Source organism: Streptomyces anthophorae (genome assembly GCF_049310305.1).
In the GTDB taxonomy this organism is placed as follows: Bacteria; Actinomycetota; Actinomycetes; order Streptomycetales; family Streptomycetaceae; genus Streptomyces.
Genome location: NZ_JBLWQQ010000001.1, coordinates 4589907 through 4613404, shown reverse-complemented (window position 1 = coordinate 4613404; position 23498 = coordinate 4589907). Strand labels below are relative to the sequence as shown.

At 68.8% G+C, this 23498-nt stretch carries 23 protein-coding genes and 1 tRNA gene; 14 read left to right on the top strand and 10 right to left on the bottom strand.

What is annotated here, in order from left to right:
- The first annotated feature begins 144 nt into the window (after positions 1-144).
- From ACNYS0_RS20910 to ACNYS0_RS20870, 9 genes are all read left to right on the top strand, one after another.
- Positions 145-3492 (top strand): phage tail family protein, encoded by a 3348-nt coding sequence (locus tag ACNYS0_RS20910; RefSeq protein ID WP_422475722.1) that lies wholly within the window; start codon positions 145-147, stop codon positions 3490-3492.
- A gap of 4 nt (positions 3493-3496) precedes the next feature.
- The gene (locus ACNYS0_RS20905) at positions 3497-5941 is read left to right on the top strand and encodes a hypothetical protein (RefSeq protein WP_422475720.1); all 2445 of its coding nucleotides are present in this window, start codon (positions 3497-3499) and stop codon (positions 5939-5941) included.
- A gap of 13 nt (positions 5942-5954) precedes the next feature.
- Entirely contained in the window at positions 5955-6419 is a 465-nt protein-coding gene (locus ACNYS0_RS20900) for a hypothetical protein (RefSeq protein ID WP_422475718.1), read from the top strand.
- The gene (locus ACNYS0_RS20895) at positions 6416-6934 is read left to right on the top strand and encodes a hypothetical protein (protein WP_422475716.1); all 519 of its coding nucleotides are present in this window, start codon (positions 6416-6418) and stop codon (positions 6932-6934) included. The genes ACNYS0_RS20900 and ACNYS0_RS20895 overlap by 4 nt, the downstream gene beginning before the upstream one ends.
- A 35-nt stretch (positions 6935-6969) precedes the next feature.
- On the top strand, positions 6970-7401 hold the full coding sequence (locus tag ACNYS0_RS20890) for a hypothetical protein (protein WP_422475714.1): 432 nt from the start codon (positions 6970-6972) through the stop codon (positions 7399-7401).
- Positions 7402-7462: 61 nt separating this feature from the next.
- A complete protein-coding gene (locus ACNYS0_RS20885; protein WP_422475712.1) occupies positions 7463-7690 on the top strand; it encodes a hypothetical protein in 228 nt (75 codons plus the stop codon).
- Positions 7690-8601 carry an N-acetylmuramoyl-L-alanine amidase gene (locus ACNYS0_RS20880; RefSeq protein ID WP_422475710.1) on the top strand — a complete coding sequence of 304 codons (912 nt, stop codon included), beginning with the start codon at positions 7690-7692 and terminating at the stop codon, positions 8599-8601. The genes ACNYS0_RS20885 and ACNYS0_RS20880 overlap by 1 nt, the downstream gene beginning before the upstream one ends.
- A gap of 3 nt (positions 8602-8604) precedes the next feature.
- Positions 8605-8817, top strand: a complete 213-nt coding sequence (locus ACNYS0_RS20875; RefSeq protein WP_422475708.1) for a holin — start codon at positions 8605-8607, stop codon at positions 8815-8817.
- Positions 8814-9068, top strand: a complete 255-nt coding sequence (locus ACNYS0_RS20870; protein WP_422475706.1) for a hypothetical protein — start codon at positions 8814-8816, stop codon at positions 9066-9068. The genes ACNYS0_RS20875 and ACNYS0_RS20870 overlap by 4 nt, the downstream gene beginning before the upstream one ends.
- A 95-nt stretch (positions 9069-9163) precedes the next feature.
- Here the strand turns inward: ACNYS0_RS20870 and ACNYS0_RS20865 are convergent, their stop codons facing one another.
- Together ACNYS0_RS20865 and ACNYS0_RS20860 are read right to left on the bottom strand one after the other, a co-directional pair.
- Positions 9164-9409 (bottom strand): hypothetical protein, encoded by a 246-nt coding sequence (locus ACNYS0_RS20865; RefSeq protein WP_422475704.1) that lies wholly within the window; start codon positions 9407-9409, stop codon positions 9164-9166.
- Between the two features lie 134 nt (positions 9410-9543).
- Positions 9544-10086, bottom strand: a complete 543-nt coding sequence (locus tag ACNYS0_RS20860; protein ID WP_422475702.1) for a flavoprotein — start codon at positions 10084-10086, stop codon at positions 9544-9546.
- A gap of 130 nt (positions 10087-10216) precedes the next feature.
- On the opposite strand from ACNYS0_RS20860, the gene ACNYS0_RS20855 reads away from it, so the two are divergent.
- The 4 genes from ACNYS0_RS20855 (at position 10217) to ACNYS0_RS20840 (ending at position 12833) form a co-directional block, all read left to right on the top strand.
- Positions 10217-11395 (top strand): helix-turn-helix domain-containing protein, encoded by a 1179-nt coding sequence (locus tag ACNYS0_RS20855; protein WP_422475700.1) that lies wholly within the window; start codon positions 10217-10219, stop codon positions 11393-11395.
- 97 nt (positions 11396-11492) lie between these two features.
- Entirely contained in the window at positions 11493-11909 is a 417-nt protein-coding gene (locus tag ACNYS0_RS20850) for a hypothetical protein (RefSeq protein ID WP_422475698.1), read from the top strand.
- Positions 11910-12222: 313 nt separating this feature from the next.
- Positions 12223-12687 carry a glycine-rich domain-containing protein gene (locus ACNYS0_RS20845; RefSeq protein WP_422475696.1) on the top strand — a complete coding sequence of 155 codons (465 nt, stop codon included), beginning with the start codon at positions 12223-12225 and terminating at the stop codon, positions 12685-12687.
- Between the two features lie 20 nt (positions 12688-12707).
- Positions 12708-12833: a hypothetical protein gene (locus tag ACNYS0_RS20840; RefSeq protein ID WP_422475694.1), complete on the top strand. Its 126-nt coding sequence runs from the start codon at positions 12708-12710 to the stop codon at positions 12831-12833.
- Between the two features lie 380 nt (positions 12834-13213).
- Here the strand turns inward: ACNYS0_RS20840 and ACNYS0_RS20835 are convergent, their stop codons facing one another.
- A complete protein-coding gene (locus tag ACNYS0_RS20835) occupies positions 13214-14176 on the bottom strand; it encodes a hypothetical protein (protein WP_422475692.1) in 963 nt (320 codons plus the stop codon).
- A 150-nt stretch (positions 14177-14326) separates the two neighbouring features.
- Between ACNYS0_RS20835 and ACNYS0_RS20830 the strand changes: the two genes are divergently transcribed.
- Positions 14327-14509 (top strand): hypothetical protein, encoded by a 183-nt coding sequence (locus ACNYS0_RS20830; RefSeq protein ID WP_422475690.1) that lies wholly within the window; start codon positions 14327-14329, stop codon positions 14507-14509.
- A gap of 288 nt (positions 14510-14797) precedes the next feature.
- Here ACNYS0_RS20830 and ACNYS0_RS20825 read toward each other — a convergent pair.
- The 7 genes from ACNYS0_RS20825 to gnd form a co-directional block, all read right to left on the bottom strand.
- Positions 14798-14871, bottom strand: a tRNA-Ile gene (locus tag ACNYS0_RS20825).
- A gap of 131 nt (positions 14872-15002) precedes the next feature.
- Positions 15003-15692: a DUF3566 domain-containing protein gene (locus tag ACNYS0_RS20820; RefSeq protein WP_422475688.1), complete on the bottom strand. Its 690-nt coding sequence runs from the start codon at positions 15690-15692 to the stop codon at positions 15003-15005.
- Between the two features lie 18 nt (positions 15693-15710).
- Positions 15711-18338, bottom strand: coding sequence for a DNA gyrase subunit A (gyrA, locus tag ACNYS0_RS20815; RefSeq protein WP_422475686.1), 2628 nt, complete (start codon positions 18336-18338; stop codon positions 15711-15713).
- 41 nt (positions 18339-18379) lie between these two features.
- Positions 18380-20428: a DNA topoisomerase (ATP-hydrolyzing) subunit B gene (gyrB, locus tag ACNYS0_RS20810; protein ID WP_422475684.1), complete on the bottom strand. Its 2049-nt coding sequence runs from the start codon at positions 20426-20428 to the stop codon at positions 18380-18382.
- A gap of 299 nt (positions 20429-20727) precedes the next feature.
- Positions 20728-21288, bottom strand: a complete 561-nt coding sequence (locus tag ACNYS0_RS20805) for a DciA family protein (protein ID WP_422475682.1) — start codon at positions 21286-21288, stop codon at positions 20728-20730.
- Positions 21285-22409 (bottom strand): DNA replication/repair protein RecF, encoded by a 1125-nt coding sequence (recF, locus tag ACNYS0_RS20800; protein ID WP_422408354.1) that lies wholly within the window; start codon positions 22407-22409, stop codon positions 21285-21287. Before recF ends, ACNYS0_RS20805 begins: the two co-directional genes overlap by 4 nt.
- A gap of 55 nt (positions 22410-22464) precedes the next feature.
- Positions 22465-23340: a phosphogluconate dehydrogenase (NAD(+)-dependent, decarboxylating) gene (gene gnd / locus ACNYS0_RS20795; RefSeq protein WP_422475680.1), complete on the bottom strand. Its 876-nt coding sequence runs from the start codon at positions 23338-23340 to the stop codon at positions 22465-22467.
- Between the last annotated feature and the right edge of the window lie 158 nt (positions 23341-23498).

Here is a 23498-nt window from a genome sequence, read left to right as displayed (position 1 = left end):
TACACCGCACGCGACGTCGACGAGCTGACCCTCGACGACTTCGACTACCTCGCGCGGTGGATCGACCAGCACGAGGCCCGCCTGCGGGCCGCCTCAACTGAATAGCCGCGGGCCGCCGCCCGCCCTGAACGAAGGGGGCGGGCTGTGGCTGAGCGCCTGCGTTTCATCCTCGACGGCGACGACCGCCTGTCCCCGGTCCTCAACCGGGCCGGGGACTCGTCTGCCCGGCTGCACCGCCGCCTGGCCGACGACAGCCAGGCCAGCTCGCGTGCGATGCGCGCGTTCACCCGCGACGCGAACGGGCAACTGCGCGACCTTGAAGGCCGGTTCGTATCCGTCGCCCACGCCTCCCGGCTGATCCAGGACAGCAACGGTAGGTGGAGGGACCTCAACGGAAGGTTCATCGCCGGTTCCACGGCCGCCCAGCGGATGGCCACGGTCACCGCCGGGCTACCGCCCGTACTGCGGCAAGCGGACCAGGCGGCAGCGAGCGTCAACGGTCGGCTGCGGGACTCGAACGGCCGGTTCATCAGCGCAGGCCGTGCCGCCGGTGTGCTCGGCAGCGCGGCCGACGAGGCGTCCTCGGCGCTGGACGAGGGCGGCGGCCTCGGCGGCAAGCTGAAGCTCGTCGCCGGCCTGGCCGGTGCGTCGCTGCTGCCGGCGCTCGGCGCGGTCGTCCCGATGATGCTCGGGGCGGGACTCGCCGCGGGCACCATGAAGTTGGGCTTCGCCGGTGTCGGCGACGCCATGGAGGCCGCGGGCAAGGGCAAGAAGGAGTACGCGGCCGCCCTCAAGAAGCTCTCCCCGGAGGCCCGGTCCTTCACCAAAGAACTCGTCTCGCTGAAGAAGGAGTTCTCGGGCGTCGGCCGGGACGTCCAGAAGGCGATGCTGCCCGGCTTCACCTCTGCGGTGAAGTCGGCGTCTCCGCTGGTCAAGATCCTGGGTCGGAACATGACCGACTTGGGCGGCACGTTCGGCGGCCTCGCCCGCAAGGCCGGCGGAGTCTTCCGCGACTCCGGGTTCCAGCGTGACCTCCAGACGAACCTGACGCTGGGCAAAAGATTCGTCGTCGACCTGGCGACCGGGGTCGGCCGGCTCGGCCGCAGCTTCCTGGATTTCGGCGCGGCGTCGAAGCCGACCTTGACGGCGTTGTCGTCCGGGATCGGCGATCTTCTGGGTAAGGCCCTGCCGGGCATGTTCTCGGGGCTGAAGGTCGGTATCGGCGGCAGCGCGTCGATGCTCAACGGCCTGTTCGACATGCTCAACCGGGTGCTGCCCGCGATCGGCCGGTTCTCGGGCGAGGTCGCGCGCTCGCTGGGGCCGCTGTTCGGGGAGGCATTCCGCAGCGCGGGGCTCTCTCTGTCGGGCGGGCTGGACATCCTGGGCCAGGCCGCGAAGGCGCTGGCACCAGTCTTCAAGGATCTCGGCTTCGGCTTGAAGTCGATCATGCAGATCATGAAGATCGTCGGCCCCGTCGCCCAGGACACCGCGAGTGCGATCGTCGGCAGCCTGCTCCCGTCGTTCTCACGGATCAACGAGGCCCGCGGCCCGCTGCAACGGCTCTCGGATGCGATCGCCGACAACAAGATCGGGATCATGGAGTTCGCCCGCCGGGGCGGCGAGGCAGTCCTGACGTTTGTGCAGGGCGCGGTCCAGGCACTGCCGCAGGTCATCCACGGATTCCGCATCATGTCGACCGGGATCGTCGGCGCGCTCGGCGGCATCCTGCACGGCGCGGCCTCCGCGTTCGGCTGGATCCCTGGTCTCGGCGACAAGCTGAAGACCGCGGACCGCAGGTTCAAGGACTTCAGCACCGCGTACATCACAGGGCTGAAGAGGGCCGAGGACAAGGCCAGCGGGTTCGCCGCCTCGGTCGGTCCGAAGCTGACGGCGGGGAAGCTGAAGCTGAACATCAACAACTGGCAGTCCCAGTTGGAGGAGGCGAAGCGGAAGCTCAAGAGCGTGCCGCCGTCGAAGCGGTCGGCGCTGCTCGCGAAGATCGACGACTTGCAGGCCAAGGTCCGCACGGCCAAGGGCCAGCTTGCGGGGATCAAGGACCGCAAGCCCACTATCCGGGCGTATGACCTGGCGTCTCGCACGGCCCGCAACGTGGTCGCGCAGCTCAACAGGGTCCAGTCGAAGACGGTGACCATCACCGTCCAGAAGCGCATGCAAGCGGGGCTGGACGCCGTCAGCAGGCTGGCCGGGTTCGCCAAGGGCGGCCGCCCCAAGGCAGGTTGGGCGGTGGTCGGTGAAGAGGGTCCCGAGCTGGTCAAGTTCCGTGGCAGCGAGACGGTGTTCAGCAACCCCGACTCGCGCGCCATGGCGGCCGGCGCTCACATGGACTCGCCGACCGGGGTCGGCCTGGCCGCAGGGCAGGGCCTGACGTCGGGACTGCTCGGCTCGATGGGGTCGATCGGCGGGGCCGCGCGCTCGGCGGCCGGCCAGATCATCACGGCGATGAAGGCGGAGCTCCAGATCGCCTCTCCGTCGAAGCGCACCCGGGCGCTCGCCAAGGACGTCGGCAAGGGGCTGATCTCCGGGCTGACCGGGTCCAAGGACAAGATCAAGGCCACGTCCAAGGACTTGGCCAAGGACATCTGGTCCGCGTTCACCGGCAGCAAGGACAACCGCCTGGTCGCGTACGTCAACAAGCACACGAAGACGCTCACCAGCCTGGCCGGGAAGCGCGACTCGATCGCGGCAACGATCAAGCGGGCGAAGGACTTCGCCGAGACCACCCGCGTCGGGGCGAAGCAGTCGGCCAGCTTGGGCGGCATGTTCGAGGGCGAGGAGCAGGTCTCTGCGTCCGGCATCAACTCCAAGTTGCAGCAGCGGCTCGCCAAGATGAAGACGTTCACCTCGTACATCAACACCCTCAAAAAGAGGGGGTTGAACAAAACGATGTTGAGGGAGATTTTGACGATGGGTCCGGAGGAGGGCTACGCCTACGCCTCCGCGCTCGCGGGTGCCTCGTCGAAACTTTTCAAAGACATCAACTCGACGCAGTACAAGGTGAACTCGCAGGCCGAGACCCTGGGCCGCGCGGGCGCCGACGCCCTGTACGACTCGGGCAAGGCCGCGGGGCAGGGCTTCCTCAAGGGGCTGTCCTCGCAGCAGAAGGCCATCGAGAAGCAGATGCTGAAGATCGCCAAGGGGATGCAGAAGGCCCTGCGGCGGGCCCTCGGTATCCGGTCGCCCAGCCGCGTGATGCACGGAGACGGCCGCCACACGATGGCCGGCTACATCGGTGGCATCGATGCGAGCCTGCCCGCACTCCGCCAGTCCATGGGCGCGGTGGCGGACACGGTCTCCGGAATGCGCCCTGCCATCCGTCGGCCTGCGGTCGCGACCGGAGCGGGCGGTGGCATGGTCGTCAACGTCAACATCGCCTCGGCGATGGACCCTGTGGCCGTGGCCCGCGAGGTGCAGAAGGTCATCGTCCGATACGGCCGTGCCCAGGGCACGGCCATCACATTGCAGGCGGGGTGATCGCGTGCCGTTGCTCGTCGAGATGGGATGGGGCGGTCTGATCCTGGCCCCATCCACGATCACGTGGACGGACATCACCCAGTACGTCGACGTGAAGAACCAGGGGGTGGCCATCACCCGGGGCGCGTCCGACGAGCTGTCGGAGACGCAGCCGGGCACGGCGACCCTCACCCTCGACAACTTCGACGGGAGGTTCACGCCGGGCAACAGCGGCTCGCCGTATTACCCGTTCGTGCGGCGCAACGCGCCGATCCGGATCAGCGTGGCGGTGATCCCGCAGCGCACCGGGTCGGCGCCGTACCCGCTGGCCATGCTTGGCGACGACTTCGACGACAACCGGATCGACAGCACGCTGTGGCCCAACAGCTACGGCGGCGCCACCGAGGTCGGCGGCCGCGCCCGCGTGCCGGTGGGGCCCGGCCTGTTCGCCGCGTACCAGACCGCCCGCCAATGGACCTTGGCGAACAGCCGGTTCACGGTGAAGCTCGCCACCCTGCCCGCCGCAGGCGGAAGCTCGAGCGCCGCGGTCAGCATCATGGCCAACTCCACGACCGACGGCACCCGCGCCGGGTTCACGTACAACCCGGTCGCCGGCACCCTCCGCCTGGTCAGCGAGGTCGGCTACTTCGACGCCGGGGCCACGTCGCTCACGTTCAGCGCCATCGACCACATGTGGCTCCGCCTGCGCGAAGCCGCGGGAACCCTGTACTGGGAGACCAGCCGCGACGGCTTCTCGTGGACGACGCGGCGCACCCTGGCCACCCCGGCATGGGTGACCGCACAGCAGGTCCTCGTCGAGATGATCGGCAACCGCACGGGCGGCGTCGGCGACTTCGTCGAGTTCGACCTGGTCGGCGCCACCGTTCGCCCCCGATTCCACGGCACGGTCAATGAGTTCCCGATCGGCTGGGAGGGCCTCTACAGCTCGGTGCAGATCAGCTGCACCGACATGTTCAAGCGGCTCAACAAGATGCCGAGCTTGCGGTCCATGGTCGGCGAGGAGATCCTCGTCGGAAAGCCGCTGCTGTACTACCCGCTCACCGAGGACAGCGCGTCGACGAGCGCGGGCGACCTGTCGGGCAGCGGGCTCGCCGCCCTGCCCATCACCCAGGCCGGCGCCGCGGGCAGTGGCACCCTCGCCCTCGGCAGCGCCGAAGGCCCAGCAGAGACCGGCGAACAGGTGGCCGCGCTCACGCCCGTATCAGCGACCGCCGGCAAGTACCTGACCGCCGACCTGGGCCCGCAGTTGCCCAGCCTCATGGGCAACTATTTGGCGACCGAGGTGTGGATCCAGACCAGCACGGCGAACCGGGCGATCCTCGGTTTCCACCGGCCGGACCTGAGCTATCAGCTGGTGATGTCGCTCAACTCGTCCGGCGCCCTCCAATTCGAGATGATCAGCGACGGGTTCACCACGACGCTCACACCGTCCGGGCCGTCCAATCTGGCGGACGGCGCGTGGCACCACATCGCGTACGACGAGTACTCCCACACCCTGCGCATCGACGGTGTGGTCACCGACAGCTCGGTGTTCGCGGTGTCGGTCCGCGACATGCGCATGCTGCACGTCGGCGGCTACCGGGGCGCCCGCCTGTGGAACGGCAACATCGGCCACGTCGCCTGTTTCACCGCCGACTCCGTGTCGTTCGGGCCGAGCCAGGCCACCCGCTACGACGCCGGGACGACCGGGCACGTGGGCGAGGCCGCGGACACCCGCATGCTGCGCCTGTCCTACTACGCCGGGCTCCTGGACATCACGGTGGCGGGCAGCACCCACGACCCGATGGCCAGTCAAGGCCCTGCGGGCAGCACCGTGATGGCCCGCATGCGGGAGGTCGAATCCACCGAATCCGGCCGGGTGTTCGCCGACCGAGACTGGTACGGACTGACCTATCAATCCCGTGACGTCAGGTACAACCCGTCGCCAGCCGCGGAGACCTTCACGGTCGACTACGCCGACCTCGAACCCGGTATCTCCCTGGCGGACGACGACCAGAAGATGGTCAACATGGTCACCTCCACCAGGCCCAACGGCGCAACACAGCGGGTCACCGCCTCCTCGTCGATCCTGGCGTTCGGCGAGTACCCGCAGGACCTGAACATGCTGAAGACCTCGGACAACTCGGTGCTGGACGCCGCGTACTGGCTGGTGTCCCGCTACGCCAACCCGATGCCCGAGCTGCGCGAGGTGCCGATCGAGGCGTACACGCTGTCGTACTACGTGGACATCTTGGACGCGGAGATCGGCTCGTACTTCTCCGTCTACAACCTGCCGAGCCAGGCGCCGTCACCTTCGATGCGGGTCACGGTCGAGGGCTACAACGAGGTCATCAAGCACAACTCGCACGTGATCACGTTCCACACCTCGGCGTCGGCGACCGACTCGGTGTGGGTCCTCGACGATCCGGTCTACGGGGTGCTCGGCTCCACGACCCGCCTCGCTTACTGACAGGAGCAGTCCCGTGGCCATCGCCGTTGTGCGCGCCGAGAACTACTACGTGCCGCCGCCGCCCATGCCCGCCGACGCCTGGGCGGGCACGCCGCTCGCCGAGCTGGTCTACGTGTGGACCGAGTACCGGCTGAGCCGCCGCGTCACCATGCCGGACGGCGTCCTCGATGGAGAGCCCGCGCTGTACGCGCGCGTGGACGCCAACCGGTGGCTGGTGCAGTGCGTGTGCGGGTCTGCCGACATCGTCTCCCCGGCTGACCCTCGGTGGGCGTGCGTCACCTGCGGCTACGGCTGGGTGCCCATCGTCGTGCCCGCCGCCGAGGAGGTCACGGCGATCGAGGCCGAGCTGCTCAAGCAGCCCCGCCCGAACCGCCGCTTTTGGTGGCACCCCGACGACCCGGCCAACCCGAGCCGGCCGACCGAGGCCCCGGTCCCACCGGTCGAACCGGGCGAGGCCGAACAGGAGGTGCCACAGTGACGTTCGCTCCCCGCACGTGGACGACCGGCGAGGTCGTGACGGCCGCGATGATGAACACCGAGGTGCGCGATCAGTTCAACTCGTTCTTCGGCGCCTGGTCCTCGTACACACCCACCTGGCAAGCCGAGGGCGGGGCCAATCCGACGCTCGGCAACGGCACGATCGTGGGCCGCTACCTGAAGATCGGCCGCACCGTGGACTGGGTCGTGCAACTCACCTGGGGATCTACGACCGCAGCGGGCGGGGGCGGCGGCGCAGAGAACTGGGCGATCGGCCTGCCCGCAGTGCCAGCCTCCGGGTTTACGCAGCGCATCATCCTGGTCGACGCGTTCGACACGTCCAGCTCGCTGCACTACAGCGCCACCGCCATCTACAGCACCACCCTGGGGGGCTGCTTCAAAACGATGGTGTCCAACCGCGCCGACAACACAGGCATCTGGGACTCCGTCCTCCCGTTCACGTGGGCCGCCGGCGACATCCTGTACGCGTCCGGCCGGTACGAAGCTGCCAGCTGAGCCGCCCCGGCTCGCCCGACCTCAAGGAGCCCGCCATGGCCACCGTCTGCAAGCTGTACCGCAACGAGAAGCCGCTGCTCATCCCGCCCAACGAGTGGACGCTGCTCACGTTCGAGAAGGCGCTGAGCAACGACCGGAAGATGGCCACCAACCTCTCGCTGATCACGCCTCCCCAGGACGCCGATTTCCTGTGGGCGCGCAACCTCCGTTGGGGAGCCATCACGCTTCCCGCCGGCGACTGCCGGCCGCGTCAGGTCATGTCCAGGTTCATCCGCGACCCGCACGGCAAGCCCGACGACACCGGCGCCGACGACCGGCTCGCGACGCCGGGCCGGACTTGGCAGACCGTGGCCTGGCCGTTCAAGGGCCAGGCGGGCATGCCGGTGGGCGTCGAGGTGTGGCACGACCACCACGAGGCGTGGGCCCTCGAACATGCCCAGTTCGTCGGCGAGACCAGCGACTACTAGACCGACCCATCCTCTGAGCCCCGCGCCTCTGGCCGGGGCCTTTCCCATGTCTGGAGACCTCATGGCAGCAGAGATCCACCCAGCCACCCAGGCTGTACTCCGGCACTTCAGCTACGACCACTTGCCCGCTCACCTCCAGGAGGTGAGCAAGCCGTTCCACGATCTCGCCCACGACCTGGCCGGGAAGCTGTCCGGGCCGGAGCTCACGACCGCACTCGGCCACCTCTTCGACGCGAAGAACTGGGCGGTCGTCGCCGGATTGCAGTGCCTTCAGGGGGTGGACGGCTGATGGCGTCTCCACTGTCCGCAGCCCGCTTCATTAAAGCTCTGCGCGACGAGGGCCTGGTCGTCGTCGAGGTCGGTGACTGGGAGCACCACAACCGTGCGGGGCACGGAGCTTGGGGCCCGCTGAACGGCGTGATGATCCATCACACCGTGACGTCCGGTAGTTCCCGCACCGTGGCCATCTGCCGCGACGGTCACAGCAACCTCCCCGGGCCGCTGTGCCATGGCGTCATCACGAAGGACGGCCGCGTGCATCTCGTCGGCTACGGCCGGGCGAACCATGCGGGCCTTGGCGATGACGACGTCCTGCGCGCCGTCATCAACGAGACCGAGCTGCCCGGCGACAACGAGGCCAACACCGACGGCAACGCCCGCTTCTACGGCTTCGAGTGCGAGAACCTCGGCAACGGTGACGACCCGTGGCCCGCCGCGCAGTTGCTCGCGATCGAGAAGGCCGCGGCCGCGCTCTGTCGGGCGCACGGCTGGAGCGCGCGCTCGGTGATCGGGCACCTGGAGTGGCAGCCGGGGAAGGTTGACCCCAAGGGCTTCACGATGGCGTCGATGCGGTCGCGGATCGCGAAGCGCCTCGGGACGGCGGCGCCGTCCGAGCCGCTGCCCGAGCCGAAGCGTCCGGTCGTCGACCTGTCGCAGCTCTCCGCTGCGGCCCGCTCGAACCCGAAGGCCAAGGGCCAGCCGGTCACGTACGCGGGTGTCCGCACAGTCGAGGCCGCGCTGGTCGACGAGGGCCTGCTCTCGAAGACGTACAGCGACGGCCACTACGGCACAACCACGGTGACCGCGTACGCCGCGTGGCAGCGCCGCTGCGGCTACTCCGGCGCGGCCGCCGACGGCATCCCAGGCAGGACCACGCTTGCCCGTCTCGGGGCGAAGCACGGCTTCGACGTGAAGGAGTAGCCCATGTTCACCGTCTCTTTCTGGAAAGCAACTGGCGAGCGTGCCGTACGCACAGGGGCTCAGGTCCTCGTCGGCTCGCTCGGCCTGGACCAGCTCGGCATCATTCACGCGAACTGGAGCGAGGGCCTGGCGCTCGCGGCCGGCGCCGCGGTGCTCGCCGTGCTCACGGCCGTGGCCACGCCCAACGGTCCCGGGATCACGGAGAGAATCGAGTGACGCCTCCAGAGTCGACGCAGGTCGCGGTGGAACTGGAGCGGCTGCGCGGTGCCGTGGACACGGGGTTCGCCACGCTCAACGGCCGCCTGGACGTCGCGTTGCAGAGGACCGACCAGACGGAGAAGGACATCAGCGACCTGGAGCAGCGCTTGTCCGCGCTGGAGCGGGCGCGGTGGCCGCTGCCATCGGTGGCCGCACTCGTCAGCGTCCTCGCCCTCGGGATCGCCATCTACGAAGCCCTCGGGAAGTGACATCTGCGCCCTGTCCCGCCCCCGTGGCGGGGCAGGGCGCGCACGGGCGGGCCGCGAATCGCTCACACCCCGGGCGCGCCCTTGGCGTGACCAGCTCAGAGGATGCCCCCCAGGAGATCAAGGTCGCCTGCCGCTCCGGCCTCGTCTGCCGTCTTCGCCCCCAGGTCGGCGAGGTGGCCATCGAGGTCATTGACGTTCGCCGGGTGCGCACCGATCAGGCCGCTGGGCTGAGGCGGCTTGGGGCCATCGATCGGCCCGGCGTCGGCGCTGGCAGCGGTGGCGCCAGCGAACACGGCGGTCATGGTGAGCGCGGCAGCAGCCAGCACGGTGCGACGAGACATGGGCTTCCTCTTGGGGAGACAGCAGTTGATCAACCAGCTAAAGAGCAAGCGCTGGCAGGCGTAACGGGTAGCTGACGAACATCACGCACACGGACGGCCCCCCCCTCTCGCCTTCGGGCGGGAGGGGGCTTTCGTCATGCCCTGTCGAGCAGCTGCTTCGCCTCGCGCAGCGCCACGTCCCAGGGGTACGCCTTCGGCTTGCCGCTGCCGGGCGGATTCGGCGTGAACCCGCCTTCGCCGTACAGCATGGTGACGCCCTGTTCCCGCAGCTCAGAAATGCTTCTGTCCAGGGCGCGGTGCTGGGCATAGGCCGCGTTCACGCACGGCATCGCCACGGTCGGGATGCCTTTGCCGATCCCTTCGGCAACGACGCCCACGACGAACGACGACGTGAACCCCGCCGCCCAGCAGTTGATCGAGTTGAAGGTGGCCGGGGCGAACAGGATCACGTCGGCCTTCGGCCACACGTCGGGCTCGCCGGGCAGCTTGTACTCGCTGCGCACCGGGTGCCCTGTCAACGCCGCCAGTCCGTCCAGGCTCTCGTCGATCCAGCGTGCCGCCGTGGGCGTCAGTCCCAGGCAGACGTCCCACCCGTCGGCCTGCGCTGTCTCGATGACCTTCGCGACGTCGAACACGGGCGGTGCCGCCGACGCGAACAGGTACAGGGTCGAGGTCATGCCCTCACCCAACCTGCGCGGTTGATCTCACGCAACCGCCCCCGTCCTGACGGAGCGGGGGCGATCGCCGGTCCAGCGCCATGGAGCGCGGGTACCGTTCCAAGTGGTGAGCCAGGAACGGAGTTCCAGTATGCCCGGAGACGACCATGCAGGCGCCAGGATCGCGGAGCAGCGCAAGCTCGCAGGATTCACCCAGCGCGGGTTTTCGCTACGCATCCCGTACTCGTACAGCTATCTGCACCAAGTCGAGCGCGGCCACAAGTCCGCCACCCCCGACTTCATAGCGACGTGCGCCAAGGCACTGCACATCGACGTCACAGCCTTGACGGGACAGCCGTACATGACCGAGCTCCAACAAGACCGGCTCGCCGGACTCATCCGCCCAATCCGAGAGTCCCTTGACCTGTACGACCTCGGCGCCGACCCCGACCTCGTCACACGAGGACCCGTTGAACTCGTGCAGGACGCCGACGCGTTGTGCCAGCACGTGCGCGCCGCGCGGCTCAACGCCGCGGCCGAAGCCCTGCCCCGGCTGATCGCCGAGCTCACCACCGCCGCACACCGCCATCCCTCGACGGAGCTGTGGCGCGCCCTCGCGTCGGCGTACCGCACCGCCCACGACGTCGCCGTGAAGCTCGGCTTCCTCGACCTGTCGACGATCGCTCTCGACCGGATGGACTGGGCCGCCCGGCACGCCTCCGACCCTCTGCTCGCCGCGGTCCGGCAGTACATGCGCGGCCTGGTGTATTTCCGCGAGGGCGAGCACACCATCGGCCTGCGCCTGGTCGCCGCCGGCCACGATGTCTTGGGCCAGGCGGAGCCGACCGCCGAGGCGCTCGCCGTCGAGGGCCAGCTGCACTTGGGCGCGACGGTCATCGCCGCGCGTGCCCGCGACGCCGCCACAGTGGAGCTCCACCTTGAAGAAGCTCGGGCCATTGCCGGGCGGACCGGCGATGCGAGCGAGGTGCACTGGTTGTCCTTCGGGCCGGCCAATGTGGCGGTGCACGAAATTTCCGCGCTCGGCGAGCTGCGGAAGTACGGGCAGGCCGTGGAGAAGGCGCGGCACGTGACGCTGCCCACGACCTGGGCGACTTCTCGCCGGGCGCACTTCCTCATCGACCGGGCCCGCTCGCAGATGGAGACGGGACGGTGCGACGCCGCGCTGAAGTCCCTGCTCCAGGCCCGCGAGGTCGCGCCGCAGCAGACGCGCTACCACCCCGGTGCGCGCGAGACGATCCAGGGACTCGTGCACCAGCAGCGCCGCACGCCGGACACCCTCGGGCACATGGCCGCCTGGGTCGGCCTGTGACTGTCACACGGGCTGTCACCGAAGAGTGACAGTTAGCCCCTTCGCTGATCACCAACCTGGTCTCAAGGACCAAACGCGATGACAGCAGGGGGACCAAGTGGAAGCCCAGGCGCCGAACGTATCGGCAAGCCGTGCCCCGTCGGCCGAGGAGCCCATCGACTACCGGCTCGTGCGTGACGTGGCCCGCCAGGTCGAGGAGCTGGTGCTGGCCGAGACGAACCGCGCCGACCTCGACCAGGAGGTGGCGCTGCTGACGGAGCTGGTGCAGCGCATGGTTCGGGAGGACTACCCCAACGCCCTGCCCCGGACGTCGGTGGTGTTCCGGTCGGCGTACCGGGTGCTGGAATCTCCGACCAATCCGACCAGCGCCGACAGCGACTACCTCGTGTACGCGCACGTGAAGAACCTCGGGCGCGCGGCCGGCGCTCTCGCCGACGTCCTCAACCCGCCCAACACGGTGCTGGGATTCGTGGCCCGCCCTGGTCTGCCGCCCGAGCGGCGCACATCCCCCTGAGTTCCCGTCGCGCGTCTTTCCCCTGCATGGATCGGGACGCGCGGCGGGTCTGGCGGGTGCCTCGGTGATATAGCCCGCCTTCCCCTGGCCTGGCCGTGACCAGCACCTCGGGCCAGGGAAGGGGGCGGTCCTGCACGTCGGGCCGCCCCTGCAAGTCCCCGTCGCCCTAGACCCCGGTGACGGAAGCGGCGGCCGCCCAGCCTCCCCGCCGGGCGGCCGCCATACGCAGAGGAGAGAACCTGTGAGTACACCTGGTGAACCGCCTCCCACGCCCGGCCCGCCGAACGAACCGCCCATACGGTCCGTACCGGCCATGGCGCGCATGCTCATACCCGACGCGGTGTTCGCGAGCTGCCGCGGCACGGTGATGGACGCCAACCCGGACATGGCCGAGGAGATGGCTGGCCGGATCGTCGAGGAGGCGATCAAGTTCGTGGCCGCGTGCGCGAAGAACCCGGACACGGGGCTCGCGCCGTCGCGGATCGTGGACGAGGGGTGGCACGCGCTGCTGCTGCACTCTGCCGCGTACGCCGAGCTGTGCGAGCAGCTCGGCGGCGGGATGGTGCATCACTATCCGGGCTATGACCCCACGAACTACGACCCGGCGATCCTGAACCGTACGCGGGCGACGATCGGCGTCCTGGGGTGGGAGCCGGACGCGGAGCTGTGGTCGGCGCCGTCGGACGAGACGCTCGTGTCGGTGGCGGCGCAGTGCCAGCACGCGCCTGAGTGCACGATCCGGCCCATGCCGCAGCCCGAGCCGCCCGTACGCCCGTAGGCTGACGGCGGAGGTGACACATGGCCGAGTGGACTGATCCCCGGTACGCGGAGCTGGTCGCAGAGTGGAAGCGCTCGCAGCAGCCGACCTCGCGTGCCCCGGAGCCGAAGCCCGTCCGAGGCTTCGTCCTCCCGAAGAAGGGCTGATGTCAGGGCGCCCGGCCCGTGCCGGGCGCCGCAGCCCGGTCTCTGTCGCTACCGCCGCACGAGATGCGGGGGCAGTGTGATGCGCGTCCGCTGTTCCCGCAACGTGCTCGGCGAATCTGGCTGAGCACAGGCGCCCCGCCCTTCGTATGAAGGGCGGGGCGTTTTACTGTGTGCAGACGCCCCCCGCCGACTCAATCGGCGGGGGGCGCCCTTCCGGCCGGGGGCCTCCCGAGCACCCCGACCGGGCCTTGCTTGGGGCTACGCGTCAGACGGAACCGGGGGAATGGGAGTCCGTCTCCCCACCTTCGAGACTAGCGACGCCGTGCCCTGTCCACAGGCGCTCCAGGTTCTGTGCACAGGACATCAACAAGGTGATCACATCAGGCGGCGTCCTCGCGGGCGCGCTCGCTGCCCCACCAGGCCATCAGCTGGTACATGGTCACGCCGCCGCGTGCCTCGCGGAGTTCGGCGAGTTCCTTGGCGACGGTGCGGCGGGCGAGCCCGAGGCGCGGGCCGACCTGGTCCTGGGTGGCGCCGTAGTACAGGGCGTCGAGGATCTCCCGCTGCCGGGCGGTGACGACTTCCTGGCCCTCGCGGTCGACGACGTCGCGCCACGGTGTTGCCCGGTCCCAGAACGCGCCGTAGATCATGCGGCCCCAGGCGACGGAGCCGAGGTCGGTGATGTGGACACCGGAGTCGGGGGCGTCGTTCTCGTCGAGGCAGTTGTCGACGAACAGGTGCCGGCGGTCGACGAGGATCATGCGGGGGAAGCGGCCGGGCAGGGCGCGGACTTCGGCGCCGGCTTCGGCGATGGCGCGGATGTGCTCGCCGGTCTGCGGGTGGAGGACGGCGACGGTGTTGTAGAGGCAGCGGATGTGGACGCCGCGGTCCAGGGTTTCGAGGACGCGCTTCGTGCCGAGGCGGACGTTCTCGGGGTCGCGGTCGGCGGGTTCGCCGGGCTGTGCGGTGAATGCCTCGATGCTGGCCTGGCTGGAGACTTCGCCGATCCGCTGGTTCATCTGGGTCAGGGTGAACAGGAACTCGGAGGCGGGGCCGCCGTTCCAGCGGTTCGGGTTGAAGTGGGCGCTCAGCCGGGCGATGTCGGGGAGTTGCTCGATCTTCCCGACGGTGGCGACGAGCTCGGTCAGGGCTCCGGTCAGCAGGCGTTGGACGGCGCCGCGCGGGTCGTGCGGGATGTGCTGGTCCGGGTTGCTGGGTGACGGGCTGATGAGCCCGAGCTGGACGAGGCGGTCGACGGCGGGGCCGTCCACGTCCTCGCCGTAGGCGATCCGGCGGTAGGCGTCTGCCTCGTGCTCGCCGAAGGTTGGTTGCTGTGTGTCCATGGTTCCCCCCGTTGTGCATGTTCGTGCGGGTGCATGAACGTGCGAGGGGCTAATCCTGGATTGCGTGGGGTGTGCGTGGCAATGTTCTCCATGCAACCACTTACCGGATGCGCGTTCGATTTTATGTCGCGTCCAGCGAAAGGTCAGCCCATGACGAAGTTCCGCCTCACCATCGCAGCCGCCGCACTCGCCGCCGCGGGCCTGCTCGGCGGAGCCTCCGTGGCCGCCGCCGACGAGCCCGCCCCCGCGGCTCCCGCCACCTCGGAGGTGCCGGCGAGCACGCCTGCGGCGGACGCCGCCGCAGCGGTACCGAACGACCTCGCCTGGGGCTGACCCCCGCCACCCCATAGACCCCGGCCCGACCAGCTCGGGAGGCGATGTCGGCCGGACACACACCGAGCCCCCTGCCGCAGCATTCGGCAGGGGGCTCGGTGCTGCCCAGACAGTAGACCGGACGCTCAGGTTCCGGCAGTCGCAGCTTCTGACATCAGTTGGCGTCTACCTGACATCGGCTCCGACCAGGAAGTTACGGGGTAGTACCGGGATAACAAGATCAACAAATGTAGACGGCCGGTAGATTCTGAGAATCTACCGGCCGCCTGACCTGGCGTCATGCCACTGTGGGGCTAACAGGATTTGAACCTGTGGCCTCATCCTTATCAGGGATGCGCTCTAACCAACTGAGCTATAGCCCCGCCGCGCTCTGCGGTGTGTGTCCCGCGCGCTGACTCCTGAAGATTAGCGCACTGGGGGGCCAGTCCCAAAATCGATAGTCCTGGCCCGCCCACCAGCGGGTCTTGCAGGCCTCAGGGAGCCGGGGGAACGGTCACTCGTCCTCTGCGAGCGTGAGCTCGACGCCGCCGACGAAGCCGGCGGAGAGGTTGTAGATGAACGCGCCGAGCGTCGCCAGGGCCGTGGCCAGGACGACGTCGATGACGGCGATGACCGTCGTGAACATCAGGACGCGCGGCAGCGACAGGAACGACTGCAGGTCGAAGCCGTTGGACTCGTTCGAGCCCGTGGCCTCGGAGATCGTGCCGCCGACCGTGGAGAAGACACCCATGGCGTCCATGACCATCCACAGCACGGCGGCCGCGATGATCGTGCAGATGCCGAGCGCGATGGACAGCAGGAAGCTGACCTTCATCACCGACCACGGGTCCGCCTTGGCGACCCGCAGACGGGCCTTGCGCGTACGCGGGGTGGTGCGCGCCCCGGTGCGCGGCCTGCGGGCCCCGTCCGGTGAGTTCTGGTACGCCTGCGGCGGGTGATACGGCTGGGCCGGCTGCTGCGGCCTCTCGCCCGGCAGGGCACCGCTGCCACCGGCCGCGTACTGCTGGGTCTGCGGACCTCGGGTGTCCGTCACAGTTCCCCCCTGGGATCCATGAGACTCGTTCGAGTCGGTCGAGTCGGTTGAGCCTTTGACGTCATCGACGTCGTGAGCGGAGCCACGGCCGCTCTCGGTTTCCGTACCGGTGGATGTCCCGGTAGAGCCTGCGCCCGTGGCTCCGCTCACGATGACTCACTCCTCGCGCTACTCGGCCGAGGACTGTCCGCCCTCGTCCGTTCCGACGGCCGTCTCTCCCGCGGTGGAATCGTCGGTCTCGGCGCCGTCCGCGTCCTGCGGTACGTCGCCGTCGACTTCCTCCGCCTCACGGCCGGCCTCGGCGTTACGTGCGATGCCGACGACGGCATCGCGCTTGCCCAGGTTGATCAGTTGGACGCCCATGGTGTCACGGCCCGTCTCCCTGACCTCGTTGACTCGCGTACGAATCACACCGCCGGACAGCGTGATGGCGAGGATCTCGTCGGTCTCCTCGGTCACCAGGGCGCCGACGAGCTCGCCGCGGTCCTCCACGATCCTGGCGGCCTTGATACCGAGGCCACCACGACCCTGGACGCGGTACTCGTCGACGTTGGTCCGCTTCGCGTACCCACCGTCGGTGGCGGTGAAGACGAACGTACCGGCACGCACGACATTCATCGAGAGCAGTTCGTCTCCCTCGCGGAAGCTCATGCCCTTGACGCCGGACGTGGCACGCCCCATGGGACGCAGTGCGTCGTCCGTGGCGGTGAACCGGATGGACTGCGCCTTCTTACTGATGAGCAGCAGGTCGTCCTCGGAGGAGACCAGCTCGGCACCGATCAGCTCGTCGTCCGAACCGTCCGCCGTCTCGCGGAGGTTGATGGCGATGACGCCACCGGAGCGCGGCGAGTCGTAGTCCTTCAGAGGCGTCTTCTTGACGAGGCCCGCCTTCGTGGCGAGGACCAGGTAGGGCACCGCGTCGTAGTCGCGGATCGCGAGGATCTCGGCGATCGACTCGTCCGGCTGGAAGGCGAGCAGGTTCGCGACGTGCTGACCACGCGCGTCACGGCCGGCGTCCGGGAGTTCGTACGCCTTCGCTCGGTAGACGCGTCCCTTGTTGGTGAAGAACAGCAGCCAGTGGTGCGTCGTCGACACGAAGAAGTGGTCGACGATGTCGTCTTCCTTGAGCTTCGTGCCGCGCACGCCCTTGCCGCCGCGCTTCTGGGAGCGGTAGTCGTCGGTCTTGGTGCGCTTGACGTACCCGCCACGCGAAATGGTGACGACGATGTCCTCTTCGGCGATGAGGTCCTCGACGGACATGTCGCCTTCGAAGGGCACCAGCTTGGTGCGGCGGTCGTCGCCGAACTTGTCGACGATCTGCTGCAACTCCGAGCTGACGATCTGCCGCTGCCGCTCGGGCGAGGCCAGGATCGCGTTGTACTCGTTGATCTTCTGCTGGAGCTCGTCGTGCTCCTGGACGATCTTCTGGCGCTCCAGGGCGGCCAGTCGGCGCAGCTGCATCTCGAGGATGGCGTTCGCCTGGATCTCGTCGATCTCCAGGAGCTCCATGAGGCCCCCGCGCGCGACGTCGACGGTGTCACTGCGCCGGATGAGCGCGATGACCTCGTCGATGGCGTCCAGGGCCTTCAGGAGGCCGCGCAGGATGTGGGCACGCTCCTCCGCCTTGCGCAGCCGGAACTTCGTCCGGCGGACGATGACCTCGATCTGGTGCGTCACCCAGTGGCGGATGAACGCGTCGAGCGAGAGCGTGCGCGGCACACCGTCGACGAGCGCCAGCATGTTGGCGCCGAAGTTCGTCTGAAGGTCCGTGTGCTTGTACAGGTTGTTCAGGACGACCTTGGCGACCGAGTCCCGCTTCAGGACGATGACCAGGCGCTGGCCGGTACGGGACGACGTCTCGTCGCGGACGTCCGCGATGCCGCCGACCTTGCCGTCCTTCACGAGGTCGGCGATCTTCTGGGCGAGGTTGTCCGGGTTGACCTGGTAGGGCAGCTCCGTGACGACCAGGCACTGGCGGTTCTGGATCTCCTCGACCGCGACGACCGCGCGCATCGTGATGGAGCCACGGCCGGTGCGGTAGGCCTCCTCGATGCCCTTGCGGCCCACCACGAGGGCGCCGCTCGGGAAGTCGGGGCCCTTGATGCGCTCGATGAGGGCGTCCAGGAGCTCCTCGTGCGAGGCCTCCGGGTTCTCCAGGTACCACTGGGCGCCGGCCGCGACCTCGCGCAGGTTGTGCGGCGGGATGTTGGTGGCCATGCCGACCGCGATACCGGCCGAGCCGTTGACCAGCAGGTTCGGGAAGCGGGCCGGCAGGACGGTCGGCTCCTGGGAGCGGCCGTCGTAGTTGTCCGTGAAGTCGACGGTCTCCTCGTCGATGTCACGGACCATCTCCATGGACAGCGGCGCCATCTTGCACTCGGTGTAGCGCATGGCGGCGGCGGGGTCGTTGCCCGGAGAGCCGAAGTTTCCGTTGGAGTCCACCAGCGGCATGCGCATCGACCACGGCTGGGCCAGGCGGACCAGGGCGTCGTAGATCGAGGAGTCGCCGTGCGGGTGGTAGTTGCCCATGACGTCGCCGACGACGCGGGCGCACTTGTAGAAGCCCTTCTCGGGCCGGTAGCCGCCGTCGTACATGGCGTACAGGACGCGGCGGTGGACGGGCTTGAGGCCGTCGCGTACGTCGGGCAGCGCGCGGGACACGATGACGGACATCGCGTAGTCCAGGTAGGAGCGCTGCATCTCCGTCTCGAGCCCGACGGGCTCGATCCGCATCGCGATGGCGCTGCCGTCCTCGTTCTCCTCGGGCGGCGGCGTGGGGGTGTTCTCGTCGGCCATTGCTGGTCAAGATCCTTTCTGTGCGGTCAGCTGAGACCGACTCAGATGTCGAGGAAGCGGACGTCCTTGGCGTTTCGCTGGATGAACGAGCGCCGGGCCTCGACGTCCTCGCCCATGAGGACCGAGAACAGGTCGTCGGCCTGGGCGGCGTCGTCGAGCGTGACCTGGCCGAGCACGCGGTGCTCCTGGTCCATGGTCGTGACGCGCAGCTCCTCGGCGTTCATCTCACCGAGACCCTTGAAGCGCTGGACCGAGTCGTCCTTGATGCGCTTGCCGGCCTGCCGGCCCATCTCGATCAGGGCGTCGCGCTCACGGTCCGAGTACGCGTACTCGAAGTCGTCACGGCCCCACTTGATCTTGTAGAGCGGCGGGCGCGACAGGAAGACGTGACCGGCTTCGACGAGCGGACGCATGAAGCGGAACAGGAAGGTCAGCAGCAGCGTGTTGATGTGCTGGCCGTCGACGTCGGCGTCCGCCATCAGGATGATCTTGTGATAGCGGAGCTTCTCGATGTCGAAGTCCTCATGGACTCCGGTGCCGAAGGCCGAGATCAGCGCCTGGATCTCCTGGTTGTGCAGGATCTTGTCGATGCGCGCCTTCTCGACGTTCAGGATCTTGCCTCGGATCGGCAGGATGGCCTGGTACATCGGGTCACGGCCGGACTTGGCCGAGCCGCCGGCGGAGTCACCCTCGACGATGAAGATCTCGCACTTGGTGGGGTCGTTCGACTGGCAGTCGGAGAGCTTGCCCGGCAGGGACGCGGTCTCCAGGAGGCCCTTGCGACGGGTCAGGTCGCGGGCCTTGCGGGCCGCCACGCGCGCGGTGGCCGCCTGGATGGCCTTGCGGATGATGTCCGTGGCCTCGACGGGGTTGCGGTCGAGCCAGTCCTGGAGGTGCTCGTAGACGACCTTCTGGACGAAGGTCTTCGCCTCGGTGTTGCCCAGCTTGGTCTTCGTCTGGCCCTCGAACTGCGGCTCACTCAGCTTGATCGAGATGATCGCCGTCAGACCCTCGCGGATGTCGTCGCCCGTGAGGTTGTCGTCCTTCTCGCGCAGCAGCTTCTTGTCGCGCGCGTACCGGTTGATGAGGCCGGTCATCGCGGCGCGGAAACCCTCTTCGTGGGTGCCGCCCTCGTGCGTGTGGATCACGTTGGCGAAGGAGTAGACGCCCTCGCTGTAGCTGGTGTTCCACTGCATCGCGACCTCGATGGAAAGGAGCTTCTCCTTGTCCTCGGCCTCGATGTCGATCACGGAGGGGTGAACGACCTCTCCCTTGCGGGAGTTCAGGTACTTCACGAAGTCGACGATGCCGCCTTCGTAGTGGTACGACACCGAACGCGGCTCGAAGGCGGTGTCGTCGCCCGCCTCGTTCGTGTCCGCGCCGGCCGTCGCCTTCGCGATGTCGCGCTCGTCCGTGAGGTTGATCCGCAGGCCCTTGTTGAGGAAGGCCATCTCCTGGAAGCGCCGCGACAGCGTCTCGAAGGAGTACTCGGTGGTCTCGAAGATGTCGCCGTCGGCCCAGAAGGTGACCGAGGTGCCGGTCTCGTCCGTGGCCTCGTGCTTGGCGAGCGGGGCCGTCGGGACGCCGGCCTTGTACTCCTGCGTCCAGCGGTAGCCCTCGGTCTTGATCTCGACCGAGACCTTCGTGGACAGCGCGTTGACGACGGAGACGCCCACGCCGTGCAGACCACCGGAGACGGCGTAGCCGCCGCCTCCGAACTTGCCGCCCGCGTGCAGGACGGTGAGCACGACCTCGACCGCGGGCTTTCCCTCGGAAGGGATGATGCCCACGGGGATGCCACGGCCGTTGTCGACGACGCGGACGCCGCCGTCGGGCAGGATCGTGACGTCGATCGTGTCCGCGTGGCCTGCCAGGGCCTCGTCGACGGAGTTGTCCACGACCTCCTGCACCATGTGGTGAAGGCCACGCTCACCGGTCGAGCCGATGTACATGCCGGGTCGCTTGCGGACCGCGTCCAGCCCTTCGAGGACGGTGATCGCACTGGCGTCGTACGAGGCCTCTGTGGCCCCGCCGTGCTCTTCGGCGTCGGTGGACGGGATGTTCTCGTTGGGGTTGCCGGAATCGGCCACGAAGCGCCCTTTCTGGCACAGCACAAGCCAAGCTCCCGGTTGGTGGCCGGAGCGGCTGCGGCGTGTTTGTTCGGTAAGCCCTGATCAGCGTTGCTCGGTGCGTCCCACAAGTGGGGCGGGATTGTCTCCCAGTGTACCGGTAGCTCGGACATAGATGGGGGTTTGGCGGTGCCTGAGTCCTCATGTGCCGCCCTCAACCGGGATCGTCCGACTCCCCCTATGCGGAGCGGGGCTCCAAGAGGCTCACAGCGGCACTCAGCGCTTCGGGGTGTGAACCACCAGCTACGGCGGCCGATCGGTCACCCGTAGGTGTCGCCGGGACCCGTGCTTCCGGGGGCTCGCAAGGGGCCGTAGCGGCGGGGGCCGCCCCCGGGATTCTTGATGTCGATGCGCCGCACTGCGCCGTGCCCGAGATCCTCGTTCAACCGCCTGACCAGCTGCGGAGCCAGCATCCGCACCTGCGTCGCCCAGGCCGTCGAATCGCACTGCACCACCAGGACCCGCTCGTCCTCGTCGTACGTCTGCGGAACACAGTGCTTGGCGAGGTCCTCGCCGACGATCTGCGGCCAGCGCCCCATGACACCGCCGACCGCGGCCGGCGTCTCCCAGCCGCGCTCCGTGATCAGCCGGTTGATGGCGGGGCCGAGCCCCATCGGGTCCCGCCCGTCGGAGCGCGCCCCGGACCGCAGTCCGCCGCCGCGCCGCGCCTGCTTCTTCTGCTGCACGGAGTCACCACGCGCGCGTGCCGCCTCTTTCGCAGCACGGAGGGCGACGCGCGCCAGGTCGACACCAGAAGGCTCGGGATCGCCTTTTGGTTCCCGCGGACCCTTCGCACCTTCGGGGGATTCTCCGGCGCTCACAGCCGCTCCACCGTGCCGTCCGACACCGCGTAGCGGGTGCCCGCGAGTATCCCCGGTACGTCGTCGTCGACGGCGGCCGTGACCAGAACCTGCTCACCGGGCGCCACGAGCTCCGCCAGGCGCTCCCTGCGGCGCGCATCCAGCTCGGCGAAGACGTCGTCGAGGACGAGCACCGGCTCGTTCCCCTCGGCCCGCAGCAGGTCGTACGAGGCCAGGCGCAGCGCCAGCGCGTACGACCAGGACTCGCCGTGGCTCGCGTAGCCCTTGGCGGGCAGTTGGCCGAGCTTGAGGACCAGTTCGTCGCGGTGCGGGCCGACGAGCGTGACGCCCCGCTCGATCTCCTGCTTGCGCGCCCCTTCGAGGGCGGCGAGGAGCTGCTCGTAGAGCTCCTCGCGCGCGTGCCCGACGATTTCGGGGGACGAGGGCTTGTACTCCAGGGCGATCGGCCCGCCGCCCGGCGCCAGCTGCTCGTACGCCTTGTCGGCCAGCGGCTGCAACGTCGCGACCAGGTCGAGCCGCTGCGCGAGCAGCTCCGCGCCCGCGCGCGCGATGTGCTGGTCCCACACGTCGAGCGTGGACAGGTCCATGGAGCGCCCGCCGTGCCGCCGCGCGAGCGCCGCGGTCTTCAGGAGCGTGTTGCGCTGCTTCAGAACGCGGTCGTAATCGGAGCGCACGCCCGCCATCCGGGGCGAGCGCGCGGTGACCAGCTCGTCGAGGAAGCGCCGGCGCTCGCCGGGATCGCCCTTCACCAGGGCCAGGTCCTCGGGCGCGAACAGCACCGTCCGGACGATCCCCAGCACGTCACGCGGCTTGACCTGCGAGGACCTGTTGATCCTCGCGCGGTTCGCCTTGCCCGGGTTCAGCTCCAGCTCGACGAGCTGCTGGCGCTCGCCCTGCCGTACCTGCGCCCGGATCACGGCGCGCTCGGCGCCCATGCGCACCAGCGGGGCGTCCGAGGAGACACGGTGGCTGCCGAGCGTGGCCAGGTAGCCGACGGCCTCGACGATGTTCGTCTTGCCCTGTCCGTTCGGGCCCACGAACGCGGTGACGCCCGGGTCGAGTGCGACCTCGGCCCGGGCGTACGAGCGGAAGTCGGCCAGCGACAGATGCGTGACGTGCATGGTCGTGGGCCGACCTCCCCCAGAGTTCTGAACAGCGGTTTTCTACAGGTGTCGCTTACTTGGACTCGACGGCGTGGCCGCCGAACTGGTTGCGCAGCGCCGCGATCATCTTCATCTGCGGCGAGTCCTCCTGGCGGGAGGAGAAGCGGGCGAACAGCGACGCGGTGATCGCGGGCAGCGGCACCGAGTTGTCGATCGCGGCCTCGACCGTCCAGCGGCCCTCACCGGAGTCGGCGGCGTAACCGCGCAACTTGTCGAGGTGCTGGTCCTCGTCGAGGGCGTTGACGGCGAGGTCGAGCAGCCAGGAGCGGATGACCGTGCCCTCCTGCCAGGAGCGGAAGACCTCGCGGACGTTGTCCACGGAGTCGACCTTCTCCAGGAGCTCCCAGCCCTCGGCGTAGGCCTGCATCATGGCGTACTCGATGCCGTTGTGGACCATCTTGGAGAAGTGCCCGGCACCGACCTTGCCCGCGTGGACGTAGCCGAAGTCGCCCTCGGGCTTGAGCGCGTCGAAGACCGGCTTGACCTTCGCGACGTTCTCCTCCGAGCCGCCGACCATCAGCGCGTAGCCGTTCTCCAGGCCCCACACGCCGCCGGAGACGCCCGCGTCGACGAAGCCGATGCCCTTGGCCGCCAGCTCCTCGGCGTGCTTCTCGTCGTCCGTCCAGCGCGAGTTGCCACCGTCCACGACGATGTCTCCCTCGGAGAGCAGCTCCCCGAGCTCGTCGATCGTGGACTGGGTCGCGGCACCGGCCGGGACCATCACCCACACCACACGCGGGCCCTTGAGCTTGCCCACAAGCTCCTTGAGGCTGTGGACGTCCGCGAGGTCCGGATTGCGGTCGTAGCCGAAGACGGTGTGGCCGGCGCGGCGGATGCGCTCGCGCATGTTGCCGCCCATCTTGCCGAGGCCGACGAGACCGAACTCCATCAGTGGTTCCTTACGTTGCGACGAGGCGTGAGGTGGTGCGGGGCGGTACGGACCACGCGTGCGTGGTGTCCCGTACCTGCGTCCGAGCCTAAACCCGGACGCTCCCGCACACCTGTGGGCATAGCCGCTCGGGCGAACCCGGGCGGCCCGCCCCTCAA

Bases quoted from the DNA above. Each gene is read 5' to 3' on its own strand.
- ACNYS0_RS20855 (WP_422475700.1), top strand. From the start codon at position 10,217: ATGCCCGGAGACGACCATGCAGGCGCCAGGATCGCGGAGCAGCGCAAG.
- recF (WP_422408354.1), bottom strand. From the start codon at position 22,409: ATGCACGTCACGCATCTGTCGCTGGCCGACTTCCGCTCGTACGCCCGG.
- gnd (WP_422475680.1), bottom strand. From the start codon at position 23,340: ATGGAGTTCGGTCTCGTCGGCCTCGGCAAGATGGGCGGCAACATGCGC.
- ACNYS0_RS20875 (WP_422475708.1), top strand. From the start codon at position 8,605: ATGTTCACCGTCTCTTTCTGGAAAGCAACTGGCGAGCGTGCCGTACGC.
- ACNYS0_RS20835 (WP_422475692.1), bottom strand. From the start codon at position 14,176: ATGGACACACAGCAACCAACCTTCGGCGAGCACGAGGCAGACGCCTAC.
- ACNYS0_RS20890 (WP_422475714.1), top strand. From the start codon at position 6,970: ATGGCCACCGTCTGCAAGCTGTACCGCAACGAGAAGCCGCTGCTCATC.
- ACNYS0_RS20845 (WP_422475696.1), top strand. From the start codon at position 12,223: ATGGCGCGCATGCTCATACCCGACGCGGTGTTCGCGAGCTGCCGCGGC.
- ACNYS0_RS20840 (WP_422475694.1), top strand. From the start codon at position 12,708: ATGGCCGAGTGGACTGATCCCCGGTACGCGGAGCTGGTCGCAGAGTGG.
- ACNYS0_RS20830 (WP_422475690.1), top strand. From the start codon at position 14,327: ATGACGAAGTTCCGCCTCACCATCGCAGCCGCCGCACTCGCCGCCGCG.
- ACNYS0_RS20865 (WP_422475704.1), bottom strand. From the start codon at position 9,409: ATGTCTCGTCGCACCGTGCTGGCTGCTGCCGCGCTCACCATGACCGCC.
- ACNYS0_RS20880 (WP_422475710.1), top strand. From the start codon at position 7,690: ATGGCGTCTCCACTGTCCGCAGCCCGCTTCATTAAAGCTCTGCGCGAC.
- ACNYS0_RS20885 (WP_422475712.1), top strand. From the start codon at position 7,463: ATGGCAGCAGAGATCCACCCAGCCACCCAGGCTGTACTCCGGCACTTC.
- ACNYS0_RS20860 (WP_422475702.1), bottom strand. From the start codon at position 10,086: ATGACCTCGACCCTGTACCTGTTCGCGTCGGCGGCACCGCCCGTGTTC.
- gyrA (WP_422475686.1), bottom strand. From the start codon at position 18,338: ATGGCCGACGAGAACACCCCCACGCCGCCGCCCGAGGAGAACGAGGAC.